This is a genomic window from Paucibacter sp. M5-1 (assembly GCF_027498415.2).
In the GTDB taxonomy this organism is placed as follows: Bacteria; Pseudomonadota; Gammaproteobacteria; order Burkholderiales; family Burkholderiaceae_C; genus Roseateles_E.
Genome location: NZ_JAPZLM020000001.1, coordinates 4,328,609 through 4,347,753 on the forward strand (window position 1 = coordinate 4,328,609; position 19,145 = coordinate 4,347,753).

The 19,145-nt window shown below is 68.9% G+C and carries 18 protein-coding genes; 10 read left to right on the forward strand and 8 right to left on the reverse strand.

Translation table 11 applies throughout. The features are described 5' to 3' along the window. Positions 1-2: 2 nt before the first annotated feature. The gene (locus tag O5M90_RS20540; RefSeq protein ID WP_262971594.1) at positions 3-989 is read right to left on the reverse strand and encodes a Bug family tripartite tricarboxylate transporter substrate binding protein; all 987 of its coding nucleotides are present in this window, start codon (positions 987-989) and stop codon (positions 3-5) included. A 122-nt stretch (positions 990-1,111) separates the two neighbouring features. Between O5M90_RS20540 and O5M90_RS20545 the strand changes: the two genes are divergently transcribed. Beyond that, entirely contained in the window at positions 1,112-2,116 is a 1,005-nt protein-coding gene (locus tag O5M90_RS20545; RefSeq protein ID WP_269838266.1) for a LysR substrate-binding domain-containing protein, read from the forward strand. On the opposite strand, the gene O5M90_RS20550 is transcribed toward O5M90_RS20545, so the two are convergent. Genes O5M90_RS20550 through O5M90_RS20560 form a run of 3 tightly spaced genes read right to left on the reverse strand, consistent with a single transcriptional unit; the run spans position 2,034 to position 5,801 of the window. Then, positions 2,034-4,199, reverse strand: a complete 2,166-nt coding sequence (locus O5M90_RS20550; RefSeq protein ID WP_269838265.1) for a TonB-dependent receptor family protein — start codon at positions 4,197-4,199, stop codon at positions 2,034-2,036. The genes O5M90_RS20545 and O5M90_RS20550 overlap by 83 nt on opposite strands. Then, complete coding sequence (locus O5M90_RS20555) at positions 4,186-4,497, reverse strand: c-type cytochrome (protein WP_269838264.1); 312 nt, start codon at positions 4,495-4,497, stop codon at positions 4,186-4,188. Before O5M90_RS20555 ends, O5M90_RS20550 begins: the two co-directional genes overlap by 14 nt. Before the next feature lie 50 nt (positions 4,498-4,547). Further along, entirely contained in the window at positions 4,548-5,801 is a 1,254-nt protein-coding gene (locus tag O5M90_RS20560; RefSeq protein WP_269838263.1) for a PQQ-dependent sugar dehydrogenase, read from the reverse strand. Positions 5,802-6,034: 233 nt separating this feature from the next. Here O5M90_RS20560 and O5M90_RS20565 point away from each other — a divergent pair, with 233 nt between their 5' ends. Continuing rightward, positions 6,035-7,927, forward strand: a complete 1,893-nt coding sequence (locus tag O5M90_RS20565) for a sigma-54-dependent Fis family transcriptional regulator (RefSeq protein WP_269838262.1) — start codon at positions 6,035-6,037, stop codon at positions 7,925-7,927. On the opposite strand, the gene O5M90_RS20570 is transcribed toward O5M90_RS20565, so the two are convergent. The 3 genes from O5M90_RS20570 to O5M90_RS20580 all read right to left on the reverse strand — a co-directional run bounded on the left by O5M90_RS20570 (position 7,924) and on the right by O5M90_RS20580 (position 9,697). After that, entirely contained in the window at positions 7,924-8,340 is a 417-nt protein-coding gene (locus O5M90_RS20570) for a hypothetical protein (RefSeq protein WP_269838261.1), read from the reverse strand. The two genes, O5M90_RS20565 and O5M90_RS20570, sit on opposite strands and share 4 nt — an antisense overlap. Then, positions 8,337-8,969 (reverse strand): hypothetical protein, encoded by a 633-nt coding sequence (locus O5M90_RS20575; protein ID WP_269838260.1) that lies wholly within the window; start codon positions 8,967-8,969, stop codon positions 8,337-8,339. Before O5M90_RS20575 ends, O5M90_RS20570 begins: the two co-directional genes overlap by 4 nt. 83 nt (positions 8,970-9,052) lie before the next feature. Further along, positions 9,053-9,697 carry a TetR/AcrR family transcriptional regulator gene (locus O5M90_RS20580; RefSeq protein ID WP_137945724.1) on the reverse strand — a complete coding sequence of 215 codons (645 nt, stop codon included), beginning with the start codon at positions 9,695-9,697 and terminating at the stop codon, positions 9,053-9,055. 297 nt (positions 9,698-9,994) lie between these two features. On the opposite strand from O5M90_RS20580, the gene O5M90_RS20585 reads away from it, so the two are divergent. From O5M90_RS20585 to O5M90_RS20620, 8 genes are all read left to right on the forward strand, one after another. Further along, positions 9,995-11,221: an efflux RND transporter periplasmic adaptor subunit gene (locus O5M90_RS20585; protein ID WP_269838259.1), complete on the forward strand. Its 1,227-nt coding sequence runs from the start codon at positions 9,995-9,997 to the stop codon at positions 11,219-11,221. 18 nt (positions 11,222-11,239) lie between these two features. Further along, positions 11,240-14,515, forward strand: coding sequence for an efflux RND transporter permease subunit (locus O5M90_RS20590; RefSeq protein WP_137945722.1), 3,276 nt, complete (start codon positions 11,240-11,242; stop codon positions 14,513-14,515). A 14-nt stretch (positions 14,516-14,529) separates the two neighbouring features. Then, the gene (locus O5M90_RS20595) at positions 14,530-15,912 is read left to right on the forward strand and encodes an efflux transporter outer membrane subunit (RefSeq protein ID WP_269838258.1); all 1,383 of its coding nucleotides are present in this window, start codon (positions 14,530-14,532) and stop codon (positions 15,910-15,912) included. A gap of 93 nt (positions 15,913-16,005) precedes the next feature. Then, complete coding sequence (locus O5M90_RS20600; protein ID WP_262971584.1) at positions 16,006-16,941, forward strand: VTT domain-containing protein; 936 nt, start codon at positions 16,006-16,008, stop codon at positions 16,939-16,941. 314 nt (positions 16,942-17,255) lie between these two features. Next, positions 17,256-17,483, forward strand: coding sequence for a hypothetical protein (locus O5M90_RS20605; protein WP_269838257.1), 228 nt, complete (start codon positions 17,256-17,258; stop codon positions 17,481-17,483). Further along, positions 17,483-17,620: a hypothetical protein gene (locus O5M90_RS20610; RefSeq protein WP_269838256.1), complete on the forward strand. Its 138-nt coding sequence runs from the start codon at positions 17,483-17,485 to the stop codon at positions 17,618-17,620. Before O5M90_RS20605 ends, O5M90_RS20610 begins: the two co-directional genes overlap by 1 nt. A 98-nt stretch (positions 17,621-17,718) precedes the next feature. Beyond that, positions 17,719-18,189: a DUF3592 domain-containing protein gene (locus O5M90_RS20615; protein ID WP_269838255.1), complete on the forward strand. Its 471-nt coding sequence runs from the start codon at positions 17,719-17,721 to the stop codon at positions 18,187-18,189. Next, on the forward strand, positions 18,186-18,500 hold the full coding sequence (locus tag O5M90_RS20620; RefSeq protein WP_269838254.1) for a hypothetical protein: 315 nt from the start codon (positions 18,186-18,188) through the stop codon (positions 18,498-18,500). The genes O5M90_RS20615 and O5M90_RS20620 overlap by 4 nt, the downstream gene beginning before the upstream one ends. 82 nt (positions 18,501-18,582) lie before the next feature. Here the strand turns inward: O5M90_RS20620 and O5M90_RS20625 are convergent, their stop codons facing one another. After that, positions 18,583-19,095: an endonuclease V gene (locus O5M90_RS20625; RefSeq protein ID WP_269838253.1), complete on the reverse strand. Its 513-nt coding sequence runs from the start codon at positions 19,093-19,095 to the stop codon at positions 18,583-18,585. Positions 19,096-19,145 lie beyond the last annotated feature (50 nt).

Here is a 19,145-nt window from a genome sequence, read left to right on the forward strand (position 1 = left end):
GTTCAGCCCTTGGCCAGCAGCTCGCGCAGCTTCAGCCGCTCGATCAAGACCTTTTCCTTGACCACGGTCTGGGCCACGTATTTCTCATAGTCCGGGCCGTCCAGATACATCAGCGGCGCGTCGATCTTGTCGCAGGCCGCGGCGAACTCGGGGCTGGCGGCCGCCTGCTTGAAGGCGGCGCGCAGCCTGGCCAGGATGGCCGGGTCCAGGCCTTTCGGGCCGCCGATGCCGTTGGGCGCATCGACGACGACCGGATAACCCTGCTCGCTGATCGTGGGCACCTCCTTGAAGTCGTTGGTGCGCTTGGCGCCCAAGGTGCCCAGCAGGCGCAGCTTGCCCGACTGGACATGGGGCGCCCAGGAGGTCGAGTCGATCAAGAGGTTCACCTCGCCGGCCAGCACGCCCTGCAGCGCCGGCGCGCCGCCCTTGTAGGGGATGTGCAGCATCTCGATGCCGGCGGCCTGTGCGAACTCCTCCATGCCCACATGGGTGGCGCCGGCGACACCGGCGCTGGCATAGGTAAGCTTGCCCGGATTGGCCTTGGCATAAGCCACCAGTTCCTTGATGTCCTTCCACGGCGCCGAGGCCTGGCAGACGATGCCGAAGGTCTGGCCGGAGACGCGGGCGATATAGCTCAGGTCCTTCAGCGGATCCAGTGGCACGCTGCCCAGCTGCGAGAAGCGGGCCACCGAGATCGGGATCTGGCCGATGGTGTAGCCGTCGGCCTTGGCCGAGGCCATGCTGCGCAGACCCAGCATGCCGGAGGCGCCGGCCTTGTTGTCGACGACGATGGTCTGACCCAGGGTCTTGGCGGCCACGGCGCAGAGCGCGCGCATCGTCGCGTCGGCGGTGCCACCGGCGGGCCAGGGGCAGACGAAGGTGATCGCCCGCTCGGGATAGCTGCTGGCCAGCGCGCGGCCGAAGGGCAGGGCCAGGGCGGCGGCGGTGCCGAGAACGAACTGGCGTCGGCTGGATCCTTTGATCGTCATGGTGCTTGTCTCCTGCTGGTTTGTGATCTGGCTTTGGCCCATTGTTGGCGCTCTTATCATGGCGATCCAATGAGGAATAGGACTGTCTTCTTGCCGGATTCGGCATGTAGCGGAAAACAGCCATGAGCAAGATCGACCGCGTGATGCGCTCCAACCTGAAGCTGCGCCATCTGCAGCTGCTGGTGGCGCTGGACCAGTTCCGCCATCTGGGCCGGGCCGCGGAGTTCCTCGCGCTGACCCAGCCGGCCGTCTCCAAGACCCTGGCCGAGATCGAGCGCCTGTTCGAGCTGGACCTGTTCGTCCGCTCGACCCGTGGCACCGAGCCCACCGCCTATGGCCTGGCCGTGGTGCGCTTCGCGCGCTCGGTGCTGTCGGACTATGAGCGCACCCGCGACGAGATCGCCGCGGTGGCCAGCGGCGCGGCCGGGCGCACCAGCGTCGGTGCGATGGTGGTGGCCACGCCGGTGCTGCTGGCGCGCGCGGTGGCGCTGCTGAAGGCGCGCTCGGCCCAGACCACGGTGGCGATCGAGGAGGGCGACCTGACCCGCCTGCTGCCGCGCCTGCGGGTCGGCGAGCTGGATCTCTTCGTCGGCCGGCTCGAGCCCGGCTATGCGGCGCCGGACCTGGAGATGGAAGCGCTGTACGAGGAGCCGATGTGCATCGTCGCGCCGGCCGACCATGGGCTGGCAGGCAAGACCCGACCCCGCTGGGCCGATCTGGTTGGCGAGCCCTGGGTGATGCCGCCGCCCTGGGCCTCGTCGCGCATCAAGCTGAACCAGCAGTTCTACAAGAACGGGCTGAACCCGCCGGCCGACATCATCGAGTCCGCCTCCTTCCTGGTCACCTTGAACTTCATGCAGCAGCGCCGCGCCCTAGGCTTCTGGGCCCGCTCGGTGGCCCTGCACTTCGAGCGTCAGGGCCTGGTGAAGGTGCTGAAGATCGCGGTCGGCATCGAGCTGCCGCCGGTGGGCATCATCACGATGCGCGGCCGGCTGCGCACGCCGGCCAGCGAGCAGCTGATGGCCTGCCTGCGTGAGGCGGCCCTCACCAATTCTGCGACCAGCGCGCCGACAGCAGCCAGGTCCGCCCCGGCGCCGGCTCGAAGAAGCGGCCGTTCCCCTCGTTGACGATGACGCTGCCGACATAGTTTCGGTCGGCCATGTTCTCGATGCGGCCCAGCAGCTCCAGCCGGCCCGGGCCTAGTCTGGTTTGCCAGCGCGCGCGCAGGTTCAAGAGCCCGTAACCGGCGGCCGCGTCGCTGTTGATGTCATTGACCTGCTGGCGGCCCTGGGCGCGGCCTTCCAGCGCCAGTTGGGTGCTCGCGCTCGCGTCCCAGGCCAGCTCGGCGTAGGCGCTGCGCGAGATCGTGCCGGCGATGCGCCGGCCCGGCGCGACGAGCAGGGTTGGATTGGTGCAGGGCGCGGCGGCGCAGATCGTGAAGCCGTCGCGGTAGCGCGCGTCCAGCCAGCTCAGCGCGAACTGGCTGCGCCAGCCGCGTGCAATCTGCCAGCGCAGGTCCAGCTCGGCGCCCTCGCGGCGTGTGCGGCCGACATTGCGAAATGTGGCGCGGCCGCCGCTATTGCTGGCCACGCCGATCTCGTCGCGGCTATTGGCCTGGAACAGCGCCGCATCCAGGGCCAGCTCGGGCGCCGGCCGCCATTTGGCGCCCAGCTCCAGCTGGCGGCTGGTCTGGGCCCGCAGGCCGCTGTTGAAGCCGGCCTGGCCGTCGTTGCGATAAGCCAGCTCGCCCTGGGTCGGCGACTCGAAGCCGCGGCCCAGGCTCAGATAGGTGTTGAGCGTGGGCAGCGCGCGCCACTGCAGCGCGGCGAAGGGGTTGGTGTAGCGGTAGCTCTGGCGGCCCGAGTCGTCCGGGTTGGCCCCGACGATGTAACGGTCGCGGGCCTTGAACTCGGTCTCGCCGCGGCGCAGGCCCAGGCTGGCCTGCCAGCGTGCGCTCAGCTCGATATCGGCCTGGGCATAGAGATCGCGGCCGCCCAGGCGGTTGCGCTCATCGCGCCGCAGCCGGCCGGTCACGCCCAGCAGCCGGGTCTCGGCCGGGCCGGCGCTGAAGTTCTCGTAGCCGCGCCGGTCCTCGTCGCTATCGTCCAGATTGGCGCCCAGTACCAGGCGGGCGCGGCGCTCGTCGGCCAGGGGCCATTGCCAGACCAGGCGGCCGTCGATACCGTAGTAGTCGCGCTCGAAAGCAATCACGCCGCCGGGCTGGCGCTCGCTGGCCAGTTGGGTGGCGACGGGAATCGACTGCCATTGCGTCACCTCGCGGCGCCCGATATGGGCGCTGAGCAGCAGTTGCTGCAGCGCACCGGCATCGGCGAAGCGGTGCCGCCAGCTGGCGCCGAGCTGTTGCTGGCGGGTGCTCTTGCGGGTGTTGTAGCGGTCCGGCTCGCCGGCCTCGTCCTGCGGCAGGGCCAGGCCTATGGTTTGCTGCGGGTCGGCCGTCAGCTGGGCCCGGTTCAGGCCCAGTGGATCCTGGGCCGGTTGGTCGATCGCGTTGAAGATCAGCACGACGCGGTCCTGCGCGCCGTCCCAGGCCAGGCGCAGATTGGCAAGATCGCGGCGGCTGGCGCTCTGGCGCCGGAAGCCATCGGTCTCGAAGCGGGAGAGCTGGGCGCGCACGCTGAAGGGCCGCGCCTCGCTGGCCGGCAGCTCTACACCCAGGCGCCATTGGCGCAGGCCGTTGCTGGCGATATCGCTGTCCAGCAGCAGGCGGCGCTCGGTCGGCGCGGCGCTGTGCAGCAGGATGGCCCCGCCCGAGCTGTTGCCATAGAGGGCCGAGAACGGCCCACGCACCACCTCGACGCGCTGCGCCCCGGCCAGGTCGAAGTGCGAGACCTGACCCTGGCCGTCCGGGCCGCTGGCGGGAATGCCGTCGCTGTAGAGCCGCAGGCCGCGCACGCCAAAGCTGGCACGGGCGCCGAAGCCGCGCGAGCTCAGCTGCAGGTCCTGGGCATAGTTGTGGCGCTGGTTCGCGACCAGGCCGGGCACGCGCTGCAACGCCTCGCTGAGATTGACCATCGCGCCGGCATTGCGCAGCTGCTCGGCGTCGACGACGCTGACCGCGAAGGGCGTGTCGAACAGGCGCTGCTCGACGCCGCCGCTGTCCAGCACGACACGCTCCAGCGTGTGGGTTTGGGCCTGCGCGCCGGCACTCAGCAGCAGCATCCCGGCCGCGGCGAACTCAGTTCGGCGCATGGGCTTCGATGCGGATGGCGGCGTACCAGGCGGCCAGATTGGCGATATCGGCGTCGCTGAGCGGCTTGGCCATCACCGCCATCACCTCGTGCAGGCGCGCGCCACTGCGGTAGGCCTTCAGCTGGCTGCTCAGATAGATGGCGCTCTGGCCGGCCAGATGCGGGGCGTCGGGCTGGCTGGACAGGCCCAGCGGGCCATGGCAGACCGCGCAGGCCTGCGCCTTGGCCCGGCCGGCCGCGATGTCCTGGGCCCCGGCCGGCAGCGCGGCCAGCAAGGCGATAAAGAGGAGTGAACGCATGGCTTTGGAAGTAGAGGGCCCACCGCGAGGTGGGCCCGGTTCACGAGAGCTCAGGGCGCAGAATAACTGACGCGGTAGAGCGCACCGGCGAAGTCGTCGCTGATCAGCAGCGAGCCATCCTTCATCACCGCGACATCGACCGGCCGGCCGCGGTACAGGCCGTTCTCGTCCAGCCAGCCCTCGGCGAAGACCTCGGTCTTGTCGGCCGTGCCGTCGGCCTTCAGCGAGGTGAACAGCACCAGCGCGCCGACCGGCTTGGTCCGGTTCCACGAGCCATGCTGGGCCGAGAAGAAGCCGCCCTGGTACTTGGCCGGGAACTGCTTGCCGGTGTAGAAGCTCATGCCCAGATCGGCCGCATGGGCGATGGTGTAGACCTGCGGGTCGGTGATATTGGCCGGCAGCGGGTCCTTGTCATAGCCATGTTCGGTGATGCGGGTCTTGCCCTGGCGCCAGGGGTAGCCGAAGAACTGGCCCTTGGCGGTGATGCGGTTGATCTCGCCGGCCGGGATGTCGTCGCCCATGCCGTCGGTCTGGTTGTCGGTGAACCAAAGCGTGCCGTCCTTGGGGTTGAAGTCATGGCCCACCGAGTTGCGGATGCCGGTGGCATAGACCTCGCGCTTGCTGCCATCGAAGGCGTTCATGCGCACCATGCCGCCAATGCCCCACTCGTTGTAGAGCTTGAGCTTGTCGCGTGGCTGCACATTGAAGGGCTGGCCCAGCGAGACGTAGAGCAGGCCGTCCGGGCCGATCTTGCAGACCCGGGCGCCGTGGTTGAAGCTCTCCTCCTCGGGCGGGATCAGCTTGCCTTGGCCGACCACCTCGATCACCGCGACATCCGGGCCCTCGTAGAAGAACTCGGCGGCCGGGAAGTTCAGCACGCGGTTGTGTTCGGCGACGATCAGGAAGCCGTCCTTGGTCCAGCAGACACCGTTCGGGTTCGTGAACTTCAGCGAGGGCGCGAAGCTCTTGACCTCATCGGCGACACCGTCGCTGTTGCGGTCGGTGACGGCCCAGACCGAGGTCTTGCGGGTGCCGACGAAGAGCATATTGGTGTTGGGCGCCACCGCCATATGGCGGGCGTCGGGCACCACCGCATAGAGCTCGATCTTGAAGCCGGGCGGGAGCTTGATGCGCTTGAGGTTCTCGCGGATCGCATCGGCATTGCGGCCGGTCTGCGGTACGGTGGGGATGTTCAGGTCGGTGGTGGCCACCTTGAACTGCTTGAGCTTGTCGATGTTCGGCTGGGCCAGGGCCGTCGAGGCGATCAGCGCCAGGGCCGCGAGCGCCGCTTGTTGGATGGGCATGGTTGTCGTCTCCGGTTTGTTGTGGTGTCGATGCCGCACTCGGGGCACGGCGCTTTGGTCACCGCAAAGCGCGTACCAGGCCGGCTTCCCAGGGCGTAGCGCCGGAAAGCTGTTCAGTCTTGGCACAGTGGCCCTGGCACCCGTACAGATTCTGTGCAATTGCCGCAGCGCCGGTGGACCTGCTACCGTCGCCAGCCAGAACCGGCATTGATCGGTCAGCCAGGAGACAGACGATGGCAGACAGCGAGCGTACGTTGGCGCACGCGCGGGCCTTGCGCTCGCGAGGCATGGCTTGGATGCCGCCGGAAGGCATGCCGCCGGCCGCCATCCTCGACAGCTGGGCCCGCTGTGCGCGCGCCGGCCTGGCGATCGATGGCGCGCCGCAGCGCCAGGTGGTCGAGGGCATGGAACTGGCGCGCCGGCGCGAGCATGCCGCGCTGGTGCGGCGTCTGGCCCAGGCCGAGCTGGAGACCCTGTCGCAGCAGATCGCCGGCTCCAACTTCCTGCTGGCCTTTGCCGACCGCGACGGCGTCATCCTCGACCTCTATGCCGACAACCGTTTCGCGATGAGCGATGCCGATGCCGGCATCCTGGCCGGCAGCTGCTGGAGCGAGCAGCTCTGCGGCACCAACGGCCTGGGCACGGCCCTGGCCACCGGGGCGCCGGTCGCGGTAACCGGGCCGGAGCACTATTTCCTGAAGCTCGGCGACATCTCCTGCAGCGCCGCGCCGGTGCGCGATGCGCTGGGCGAGATCGTCGGCGTGCTCGATGCCTCGTCTTACTACGCCTCGCGCCAGCAGCACACCCAGGTGCTGGTCAAGATGGCCGCCACCCAGATCGAGAACAGCCTGCTGCTGCAGCAGATGCGCAGCCATCTGATACTGGCCTTGCATCCGCGCGCCGAGTTCCTGGCCACGCTCAGCGCCGGCCTGCTGGCCTTCGACGAGCGCGGCCGGCTGCTGGCGCTGAACCAGCGCGGCGCGGTCCTGCTGTCGGGGCTGGAGGCGCGTCGCGGCGCCTCGTTCGAGGAGCTGTTTGGCGAGCCCTTCGATCTGATGCTGGCGCGCCTGCACCGCCAGCCCGAGCTGCAGCTGCGCGATGCGCTGGGCAGCTCGCTGGTGGCGCGCGTGATCGCCCGTCCGCTGCCGCAGCGGCCATCGGCCGCTGCGCCGTCGGTCGCACCGGCGGCGGCACTGTCCGGGCCTTCGCCGGCCCCGCTGCCGGAGATGCTGGCCGAGGATGCGTCGGTGGCCGAGGCCTGCCGCGTGCTGCGTGCCGCCGTGGCCATGCGCGCGCCCATCCTGATCCAGGGCGAGACCGGCACCGGCAAGGAGCTGCTGGCGCGGCGCGCTCATGAGCTGAGCGGGCGGCGCGGCGAGTTTGTCGCGGTCAATTGCGGCGCGCTGCCGGCCGAGCTGTTCGAGGCCGAGCTGTTCGGCTATGTCGGCGGCGCCTTCACCGGCGCGCGCCGCGAGGGCAATGCCGGCCTGATCGCCAGCGCCGACGGCGGCAGCCTGCTGCTCGACGAGGTCGGCGAGCTGCCGCTGCCGCTGCAGGCCGTGCTCTTGCGCTTTCTCGACGACCAGCTGCTGCGCCCGGTCGGTGGCATTGCGGCCCGCAAGGTCGATGTGCAGCTGCTGGCCGCCAGCCATGTGGATCTGGAGGCCGAGGTGGCCGCGCGGCGCTTCCGCGACGACCTGCTGTACCGGCTCAACACCATCAAGATCGCGCTGCCGCCGCTGCGTTGCCGCAGCGATTTCGCGCTGGCGGTGCGCAGCGTGCTGGCCGGGCTGGACGCACGGGCGCAGATCAGCGAGGCCGCCATCGCGCGCCTGCAGCGCCATGGGTGGCCGGGCAATTTCCGCGAGCTGCGCGCGGTGCTGACGCGGATGCTGCTGCATCGCCAGGGGCAGGTCCTGACGCCGGACGATGTGGCTGCCCAGTTGCCGGCGGTCGCCGGCCTGGCTGGCTCGGCGCTGCAGCGCCACGGAACCGAGCTGGTGCTGCGCGAGTACGAGCGCTGCGGCCGCAGCGTCAGCCGCACCTCGCGCCAGCTGGGCATCTCGCGCACCACCGTCTACCGCCATCTGCGCGAGGCGGCCGACGCCGCCCTGCTCAGGAGCTAGGCGCGCCGGCCGACCCAGCGCACAAAGGCCAGCAGGCACAGCAGTTGCGTGCCGGCATAGACGAGCGCAAACAGCCAGTAGCTCGGTTCGTCGGCGGGGGTAGCCTCGGGCGGCGCCGGCAGGCTGCTGCCCCATATCAGCAGCAGCAAGGGCAGCATCAGCAGGCAGGCGAACAGATGCACAAGAGTCTGGCGCGGCGGTGTCGCCGCGGCCATCGCCGCCAGGCCCAGGGTCGGCGGCAGCGCGCAGATCGCCAGCTGCCAGGGTGTCGGCGCGAGGCCTTGCAGCCAGCGCCAACCGGGCAGCGCGGCACCGGCCAGCAGCAGCAGGGTGCAGGTGACCGCGCCGATGCCACGCAGATCGGCCGGCAGGGCCTGCTGCTTGGCCTGTTGCCGCACGCCTTGGCGGTTCACAGCTGCCGCGCCAGTGCACCCAGTGCGTAGTCCTGGCCCTTGTTGGCGCGCGCACCGGATTGTTCCAGCTGCCCGTTCTGCACCCAGAAACCGTCGCCGCCATTGCGCAGGGCCTGGACGCGGCGCAGCCGCACCGGCTGCGAGGCCGAGGTGTTGGCGTGCAGGCCGGGGCCGGCGTTGTCGCTCAGCAGCACATCGTCGACGGTGGCGCGCGCGTCCAGGCGCAGGCCGGTGCCGGCAAAGCCGCGCACATGGCCGTTGTGCACGCGCACATCGGCCGCGCTGACCTGCAGGCCGGCCAGGTCCGCGCGCGGCGCGGTGTCGCATTCGGTGCCATCGACCTCGACGCTGCACAGCACCGGGCCGCGCAGGCTGAAGCCGCCCAGGTCGAGCTCGACACCGGGCGCGCTGATCACGATGCCGCTGCGGCCGGCCGGCACGTCGATGGTCGCGCTCAGGCGGTAGCGGCCGGGCCGGTCCAGGCGCAGCGGGAACTCGGCGATCTGCGTGATCAGCTGTGGCTCATCGCGCGCCGGCGCGCCGGCCCAGGCGGAGAAGAAGGCCGCAGCGGCCAGGGCGGCCAGGGCCGGGAGGGTGGCAAGCCAGCGGTGTCGGGCGGGGTGTTGCATGGTCTGTCCTTCGCGGCGCCGGCATCGGCGCGTTGGAAGGCAGTCTGCGAGCCGCTGGCTTCAGCGGCGTTTCCGGGCCCGGCTCAGGCTGTTTCTTTTGTTGCCGGCCGGGCGCTGGGCCAGGCGCGCATCGCGGCGGCGGCGGTGGCCAGCAGGCTTTCGTGGCTGGCGCCGTCCTTGGCCTGGATGGACATGCCCTGGTAGACCGTGCTGTAGAAGCTGGCCAGCGCGGCGGCGTCGGTGTCGGCCGGCAGCTCGCCGTCGCGTATGCCCTGCTCGATGCGGCAGCGCAGGCCGCTGTCGGCGGCGGCGCGGCGCTTGGCCAGCGCCGCCTGGATATGGGCCGAGGCCTCGGAGCAGTTGGTGGCGGCCATCACGACCATGCAGCCGCGCGGGTGGCAGGGCCGGGTCAGCTCCTCGGCGGCTTCCTCCAGCAGGCGCTTGATCGCGCCATGGGCGGTCGGTTCCTCTTCCAGCGCGCGCGGATAGCCGCCGGCCGGGCCCAGCGCATAGCGCTCGATGGCCTCGAGGAACAGGCGCTCCTTGTCGCCGAAGGCGGTGTAGAGGCTGGGCGCGGTGATGCCCATCGCGGCGGTCAGCTCGGCAATCGAGGCCGCTTCATAGCCACGCTGCCAGAACACATGCATGGCTTGCTCCAGCGCCTTGTCCCGATCAAAGGACAGGGGCCGGCCGCGTGGCTTGCAAACCTTGGCGTCGTTGATTTCCATAGTGATCGATAATAAATCTCTTGACGCCATAAAACAAGGCGACTACATTGCAGTCCATAAATCGTAATGGTCATTATGAATATGGATTTAGCGCACATCATGACACGCTTTCACCGCTCCGCCTGTCGCCGCTGTTGATGCGGTCCAGGGCCGCAGCCGGCTGAGCCTCCGGGTCTCGGCCTAGGCGCCCAGCCCCCCTCTTTTTGCTCCCGTTTCGTCGTTTTCGCGCAGACCCGCCGAGGTCTGGGTGAGGCCGCTGCATTGCTTCTCAAAAAACATCCGCCAGGAGTTCATCCCATGTCTCAGAACCACACCCCGTCTCGTGGCCGCCGCCTGTGGCTGGCCGGCTCCACCTTCACCGCGCTGACCGCGATCGCCGCCGTCAGCGCGGCCTTCTTCGGACTCAACCAGGCCGCCGAGGCCGAAAGCCCGCCGGCTGCGCCGCCGGCTACTCCGGTTTCGGTAGCTGCCGTCCAGTCCAGCGAAGTGGCCACCTGGGACGAGTTCTCGGGCCGGCTCGAAGCGATCGAGCGCGTCGAGCTGCGTCCGCGCGTGCCGGGCACCGTGCAGGCCGTGCATTTCCGCGAGGGGGCGCTGGTCGGCAAGGGCGATCTGCTGATTACCATCGATCCGGCTCCCTACGCCGCCGAAGCCGAGCGCGCCGAAGCCCAGGTGGCCGCCGCCCAGGCCCGGGCGCTGAACGCGCAGACCGAGCTGGCCCGCGCCAAGCGCTTGCTGGCCGAGCAGGCGATCGCGCAGCGCGAGTTCGATGAGCGCAGCTCGGTGCTGCGCGAGGCCGAGGCCAATCTGCGCGCCGCCCAGGCCGGCCTGCAGTCCGCCAGGCTGAATCTCTCTTACACCCAGGTGCGCGCGCCGGTGTCGGGCCGGGTCGGCCGGCTCGAGATCACCGTCGGCAACCAGGTGGCCGCCGGCCCCGGCGCGCCGCTGCTGACCACCTTGATGTCGGTCAGCCCTATCTATGCCAGCTTCGATGCCGACGAGCGCGTGATCGCCAAGGCGCTCGCCGAGCGCAACAAGCTCGAGCGCATCCCGGTGCAGATGGGCACGCTGGGCCAGGACGGCACGCCGCTGGAAGGCCGCTTGCAGCTGATCGACAACCAGGTCAATGCCAAGAGCGGCACGGTGCGGGTGCGCGCGATCTTCGACAACAAGGACGGCAGCCTGATGCCCGGCCAGTTCGCCCGCGTGCGCCTGGGCCAGTCCGGCAAGCAGCAGGCCCTCTTGATCAATGAGCGCGCGGTCGGCACCGACCAGAGCAAGCGCTTCGTGATGGTGGTCGGCGCCGACAACAAGGCCGAGTACCGCGAGGTGACGCTGGGCGCGCCCGCTGGCGGGCTGCGCATCGTCAGCAGCGGCTTGAAGGCCAATGAGCGCATCGTCGTCAACGGCCTGCAGCGCGTGCGTCCCGGCTCGTTGCTGGCGCCGAGTTCGGTCGCGATGGATGCGAAGCCAGAAGTGCAAGCGAAAGAAAAAACCGCAGCCAAGACCGCGGACAAGAGCTGATCAGGCAGGAACCTCACCATGAACTTATCCAAATTCTTCATCGACCGGCCGATCTTCGCCGGCGTGATCTCGGTGCTGATGGTGCTGGCCGGCCTGATCGCCGTGCGCGCACTGCCGATCTCCGAGTATCCCGAGGTCGTGCCGCCCTCCGTGGTGGTGCGCGCCAACTATCCCGGCGCCAACCCCAAGGTGATCGCCGAAACCGTGGCCACGCCGCTGGAGGAAGCGCTCAACGGCGTCGAGGACATGCTCTATATGGGCAGCCAGGCGACGACCGACGGCTTGATGACCCTGACCGTCACCTTCAAGCTGGGCACCGACCCGGACAAGGCCCAGCAGCTGGTGCAGAACCGCGTCTCGCAGGCCGAGCCGCGCCTGCCCGAGGAGGTCCGGCGCCTGGGTGTCACGACGATCAAGAGTTCGCCCGACCTGACCATGGTCGTGCACCTGCTGTCGCCGAGCGGCCGCTACGACATGACCTATCTGCGCAATTACGCGCTGCTGAACGTCAAGGACCGGCTGGCGCGGCTGCAGGGCGTCGGCGATGTGCAGCTGTTCGGCTCGGGTGACTACTCGATGCGCGTCTGGCTCGACCCGCAGAAGGTGGCCCAGCACAGCCTCTCGGCCGGTGACGTGGTCGCCGCGATCCGTGGCCAGAACATCCAGGCCGCCGCCGGCGTGATCGGCGCCTCGCCGGGTCTGCCGGGCGTGGACATGCAACTCTCCATCAATGCGCAAGGCCGGCTGCAGAACGAAGAGGAATTCGGCGACATCATCGTCAAGACCGAGGCCTCGGGTGCGGTGACACGCCTGCGCGAACTCGGCCGCATCGAACTCGGTGCCTCGGGTTATGCCTTGCGCTCGCTGCTGGACAACAAGGACGCGGTGGCGGTGCCCATCTTCGCGGCCCCGGGTTCCAACGCGATCCAGATCTCCGACCAGGTGCGCGCGACGATGGCCGAGCTGCAAAAGAGCATGCCCGAGGGTGTCGAGTACAGCATCGTCTATGACCCGACGCAGTTCGTGCGCGCCTCGATCGAATCGGTGGTGCACACCTTGCTGGAGGCCGTGGCCCTGGTGGTGCTGGTCGTGATCCTGTTCCTGCAGACCTGGCGCGCCTCCATCATCCCGCTGCTGGCGGTGCCGGTGTCGGTGGTGGGCACCTTCGCGGTGATGCATCTGTTCGGCTTCTCGATCAACGCGCTGAGCCTGTTCGGCCTGGTGCTGGCGATCGGCATCGTGGTCGACGATGCCATCGTTGTGGTCGAGAACGTCGAGCGCAATATCGAGGCCGGCCTGAGCCCGCGCGACGCCACCTACCGCGCGATGCGCGAGGTCTCCGGCCCCATCATCGCGATTGCCCTGGTGCTGGTCGCGGTGTTCGTGCCGCTGGCCTTCATCAGCGGCCTGACCGGCCAGTTCTACCGCCAGTTCGCGCTGACCATCGCGATCTCGACGGTGATCTCGGCGATCAACTCGCTGACCCTGTCGCCGGCGCTGGCGGCGATGCTGCTGCGTGGCCATGACGCGCCCAAGGACGCGCTGACCCGCGGCATGGACAAGGTCTTCGGCCGCTTCTTCCGCGCCTTCAATCGCGTCTTCAAGCGCGGCTCCGAAGCCTATGGCGGCGGCGTGCAGCGCGCCATCGCCCGCAAGGCGGTAATGCTGGCGCTGTACGGCGGCCTGGTGCTGTTGACCGTGGGCCTGTTCAAGGCCGTGCCCGGCGGCTTTGTGCCGGCGCAGGACAAGCAATACCTGATCGGCTTTGCCCAGCTGCCCGATGGCGCGACCTTGGACCGCACCGAGGACGTGATCCGCCGCATGAGCGACATCACCTTGAAGACGCCGGGTGTCGAGCATGCGATCGCCTTCCCCGGCCTGTCGATCAACGGCTTCACCAACAGCTCGAACTCTGGCATCGTCTTTGTGTCGCTGAAGCCTTTCGAGGAGCGCACCAGCAAGGAGTTGTCGGCCGGCGCGATTGCCGGTGCGATGAATGCGCAGTTCGGCCAGATCCAGGACGCCTTCGTCGTGATGTTCCCGCCCCCGCCGGTGCAGGGCCTGGGCACGACCGGTGGCTTCAAGCTGCAGCTGGAAGACCGCGGCGGCCTCGGCTACGAGGCGCTGGATCAGGCGGTCAAGGCCTTCATGGCCAAGGCCTACCAGACGCCCGAGCTGGCCGGCATGTTCTCCAGCTACCAGGTCAATGTGCCCCAGCTCTATGCCGATATCGACCGCACCAAGGCGCGCCAGCTGGGCGTCGCGGTGACCGATGTGTTCGACACCATGCAGATCTACCTCGGCAGCCTGTATGTCAACGACTTCAACAAGTTCGGCCGGACCTACTCGGTGCGCGTGCAGGCCGATGCCGCCTATCGCGCGCGACCCGAGGATGTGGGCCAGCTGAAGGTGCGCTCCAACACCGGCGAGATGGTGCCGCTGTCGGCGCTGATGACGGTGCAGCACTCCTTCGGCCCCGAGCGGGCGATGCGCTACAACGGCTTCCTGTCGGCCGACATCAACGGCGGCCCGGCCCCGGGCTTCAGCTCGGGCCAGGCCCAGGACGCGATCAAGCGCATCGCGGCCGAGACCCTGCCGCCCGGCATCACTTATGAGTGGACCGAGCTGACCTACCAGGAAATCATTGCCGGCAACTCGGCGCTGTGGATCTTCCCGCTGGCCATCCTGCTGGTCTTCCTGGTGCTGGCCGCGCAGTACGAAAGCCTGACCCTGCCGCTGGCGATCCTGTTGATCGTCCCTATGGGCCTGCTGTCCGCGATGACCGGCGTCTGGCTCTCGGGCGGGGACAACAATGTCTTCACCCAGATCGGGCTGATGGTGCTGGTGGGGCTGAGTGCGAAGAACGCGATCCTGATCGTCGAGTTCGCCCGCGAGCTGGAGTTCGCCGGCCGCAGCCCCCTGGAGGCCGCGATCGAGGCCGCCCGCCTGCGCCTGCGTCCGATCCTGATGACCTCGCTGGCCTTTGTGATGGGCGTGCTGCCTCTGGTGCTGGCCACCGGCGCTGGCGCCGAGATGCGCTCTGCGATGGGCGTGGCGGTGTTCGCCGGGATGATTGGCGTGACGGCCTTCGGCCTGTTCCTCACGCCGGTGTTCTATGTGCTGCTGCGCCGCCTGACCGGCAACCGACCGCTGAAGCTGCATGGCGATGCCGACGCGCATCTGGAAGCCTTTGCCGGTTCCGAAGAGATGCACGACAAGCTCACGCATCAGGCGCATGCCGCCGGCACCTCGACCAAGCCTCTGCCCGCGGCCCCGCGCCACGAGCACGAGTGAAGGAGAACAAGATCATGATCAGCAAGAAACTACTGATGACACCGCTGCTGGCCGTGCTGGTGCTGGCCGGTTGCGCCAGCGTGCCGGTGGCTGAGCCCCATGCGCTGCCGACCACGCCGGCCTCGTTCAAGCACAAGGCCCTGCCGGCCAGCGCCACGCTGGCTCAGGCTGACTGGTGGAAGACCTTTGCCGACCCGCAGCTCGATGCACTGACCGAGCGCGCGCTGGCCCACAACACCAGCCTGCAGCAGGCGGCCGCGCGCCTGGCCCAGGCCCGGGCGCTGCTGCGCAGCACCGAGGCGAACCGGGCGTTGCAGCTCGGCGCCAGCGCCGGCGCCAGCCGCCAGGGCGGTGATGCGGCGCGCGCGGCCGGCAGCGCCGGCACGGTCTACACGGCCGGCGTCAATCTCTCCTATGAGATCGACGTGATGGGCCGGCTCAGCAAGGCCAGCAGCGCGGCCGCGCTCGACGCCCAGGCCAGCGAGCAGCTGCTGCAAAGCGCTCGCCTGCTGGTGCAGGCCGATGTGGCGCAGGCCTACTTCGCGCTGCGCGCGCTGGACGCCGAGCGCGCGCTGATGCGCGAGACGGTGGCCGCCTACCAGGACACCTTGCGGCTGACCGAGCGCCGCCATGCTGCCGGCGATATTGCCGAGCTCGATGTGGTGCGGGTGCGCACCGAGGTCGCGGCCACGCAGTCCCAGGCGCTGGCGCTGGACCGTCGCCGGGCCGAGCTGGAGCATGCGCTGGCCGTGCTGGCCGGCGAGCTGCCCAGCAGCTTGAGCGTGGCCGAGGGCGTCTGGGTCGAGACCTTGCCGAACGTGCCGGCCGGCCTGCCCAGCACGGTGCTGGAGCGCCGCCCCGATGTGGCAGCCGCGCAGAGCGCGATGCGTGCCGCGCAGGCACGCCTGGGTGTCGCGCAGACTGCCTGGTTTCCCAGCCTGGCGCTGACGGCCTCGGCCGGCGGTGCCTCGCCCGAGCTGTCCGATCTGTTCAAGAGCTCGGCCGGCCTGTGGGGCCTGAACGCGCTGCTGAACCTGCCCATCCTGGACGGCGGCCGCCGCGAGGCCGGCGTGCAGAGTGCGGCGGCCCAGCTGGACCTGGCGGCGGCTGGCTATCGCGAGCAGGTGCTGCAGGCCTTCCGCGATGTCGAAGACCAGCTCTCGGCCCTGACCCTGCTGCAGGCCCAGGCCGAGGTGCAGGCCCAGGCCGTGGCCTCGGCCACCCGCGCGCTGCAACTCTCCGACTCGCGCTACCGCAACGGCCTGGTCAGCCAGCTGGAGCTGCTCGACGCGCGCCGCAGCGAGCTGGCGAATCGCCGCCAGGCGCTGCAGGTGAGGGCGGCGCAGTACCAGTCCACGGTGGGTTTGATTAAGGCGCTGGGGGGCGGCTGGGGCTGAAATCGCCGCGTCGCATGTCTTGAAAAAAGGGCTGGGTGAGAATGAGTCACCCGGCCCTTTTTCATCCGTTTCATTTTTGGACTCGCCCGCTGCATGCGCTCACTGATAGAACTGCTTGTTGCCCACGGCGTGCTGCTGGTCTTTCTCGTGACCCTGGCGGCACGTGCCGGCGCACCCCTGCCGGCCGCGCCGCTGCTGGTGGTGGCGGGCGGCTTGGCGGCCGAGGGCACGCTGTCGGGCTGGGCGGTGCTTGTCGTGGCGGTGCTGGCCAATATTGCCGGCGATGCGGTCTGGTTCGTGGCCGGCCAGCGTCAGGGCCATCGCGTGATGAAGCTGCTGTGCCGCATCTCTCTGTCGCCCGACGCCTGCGTGCGCCAGAGCGAGGGCCTGATCCTGCGCTGGGGCGGCCGTGCCCTGCTGGCCGCCAAGTTCCTGCCCGGCGTCTCGGTGGTCGCCGCGCCGATGGCCGGTGCCCTGGGCATGAGCTGGCGGCGCTTCATCGCCTATGACTTCGTCGCAGGCCTGTTGTGGAGCGGCGCCTTTGTGCTGTTGGGCCTGATGCTGTCCGACCAGATCCAGCAGGTGCTGGACATGCTGGCCGGCGCTGGCTATGTCGCACTGGCCGCCCTGGCCCTGATCGTCGCCGGTCTGATCCTGCGGCGCTGGTGGCAGCGCCGCCGCTTCGCGCGCCGCACCCGTGGCGGCCGTCGCATCAGCATTGCCGAGGCCGCCGCGCTGCAGGACCGGGGCGAGGCGCCGGTATTCATCGACGTGCGCGCCGCCGGCGGTCGCGCGGTGGACCCGCGCCACATCCCCGGCGCCCTGCTGCTGGAGATCGACCAGATCAAAAGCCACGCCGCCAGCCTGCCCCGCGACCGCGAACTCATCCTCTACTGCAACTGCCCCAACGAGGTCACGGCGGCGCTGGCGGTGACGGTACTGGCCGAGGCAGGCGTCACGCGGGCGCGGGCGCTGGTGGGAGGGCTGGATGGGTGGGTGGGGGCGGGGAGGGCGGTGGCGGGGGCGTGAGATGGTGATCGCGTCTTGCCCCTCTTGCTGCTCTGACCCGTTCGGCCGTGGGCGATTCGAAGTGCTGAATCGGGTGCTTTGTTTGGAAACGACCCGACCCCGCTTCAAGTGGTGAGCCCCAGCCATCGCCCGCAGCGCTCGAACTCCCATACGCACGGCCGCACCAGCGCCCTTCATCGCTTGGCCGGCCACGCACCCGCTCGCCGGGTACGGCGTCGACGACGCGCTGATCGGACGCGATGCTCCCCTCTTTGGTGGGGGCGAGTGGTAGAGATCGTGCGGCTAGACTGGCGGACGAATCAGGGTTGGATCGCATGCTGAGATACATCGCCATTGCTGTCGCCGCTTTGGTCGGAACGGTTGACCACGGTCGCCTTTTCGCGATGGTGGTGATCGCCTTCTGCTTGGTCTGCGCTGTCTACTGGCTCGCACTGCCGACGGTATTGCCTTTGTGGCCTGCGGTGCTTGTCATGGCTCTCGCTCTGGCCGCAGGGCTGGCCTGGGAGCATCGTGCGGCGAAAGACGGCAGAGCATTGCACTGATGGACAACCTGCAAGGACAACAAGCTCGGCGGGACGGTGGCCTGACGCTGGCGCGCAATGTCGCCCTGGTGCTCGTTGGCGGCCTGGTGGCGATGCTCCTGCTCTTGTTCATTGTCGTTTTGCTCGTCTGGTTCTAGCTGATGCAAGCAACTGCCATACAACAGGCCCCGAGGGTGTCGACTCTGCGTCCGCTTCTGATTTAGACAGCGGGGCATAGAAGGTGTCGAACAGTGCCGTGAAAAAGGTCAGCCCCTGGATGTTCTGGGGTTTTGTCCCGTTGTCGATAGTGCCGCTGCTACATAGCGTGCCCAGCACATACGAGCAATTGGTTCATGAGCGACGGGTCAAGCAGTACGGCGCGGTCGTGTCGGGGCTTGTCGTCGGGCATGAGCAACTGCCTGGCGGCGGGCGCGGGTGCAGATCGCGCGTGACGGTCGCTTACGAAGTGGCCAAGAAGCGCTACGAACTCGCATCGACTGTCTGCGGGGCAAGTCTCGAAGCACTACCGGTAGGGCAAGCCATTGATGTCCGATACATTTCCGGTTCTCCCGCACGAGCGATGTTGTCAGCTCCCCGGGTCGATGCCAGCGCCGACGGTTGGCGCGGCCTGGCGATTCAGCTGGGCATACCGTTGGCTCTGGGCTGGCTCGGGTGGGTCGCGCGCAAGCGGCAACGAGAATCCTCTCCAGACACCGTACTGAAGTGAACTACGCGAGCTCACCGATCCGCTGGCTGCTGCAAGGGCCGCTGCTCTTCACGCCCCAGGGCTGGGTCGTGCTGGCATCGGCACTGACGTACTGGTCCTGGGGCGCCTATGTGTGGATAACGGGCCAGGTGCCGTTGTTCTGGAAAGATGCATCCGACGCCTTGACCCTGCTGCTGGCCTGGCCCTTTGTCGTCTTCCTGTGCTACGTGCGAAGCTCCTCGCCGCATTCTCAGGCGTCTTGGTGGGAGACCTTTCACCTTCTTCTCTGTGTGCTGGCCTTGCCCGTGTTTGCGCTGATTCGCGCCTGGTAGTCGCTCGGTGCGATCCTCGGCGTGCAGCGCCAGAAAGAGTTCGTTGACTGAGGGGGCTCGTCGGGTTGTACGCGACCAACGATCACGCCGCCGCCGTCCCCTTCGCCAGCCTCGCCACCAGCTTCATCAAGGTCGGCACGCGGCGCTTGCCGTGCATGCCGCGTACCCGCGCCTTGGCAGCGCCGAGGTCGATGCCGGCGCAGCTGATGAGCAGCGGGCGGGTTTCTTCCTCCCGGATCAGCTCGAACTGCGCGGGCAGGCCGGGCAGGGCGGTCTTGCAGATGCCGACGATGGCGACCTGGCCGCCCAGTGCGTGGAACAGATGCTGGCCCAGGCCCGCGGTTTCCTGCGCGTCGAGATGGACGGCGCCGTTGATCACGATCAGCTCGGGCGCCAGCGCATGCTCGCGCAGCAGCTGCAGCATGCAGGGCAGATCGCGCAGGTCAAGCTGCCCGCCGCGCGGCGCGGGCTCGACATGGGCGATGCGGGTGCTGAAGCTGCGCAGCGGCTCGAACGCATCCCAGGCCTCGAAGGCCACGGCGGCAGCGATGGCGCCGCCTGCACTGTGGTGGTGAACATCTATCGCCAGTTTCATTGCTCAGCTGCGTTTGTCCTCGGGCCGGCGGCATTGTCGCGCGCCCGAGC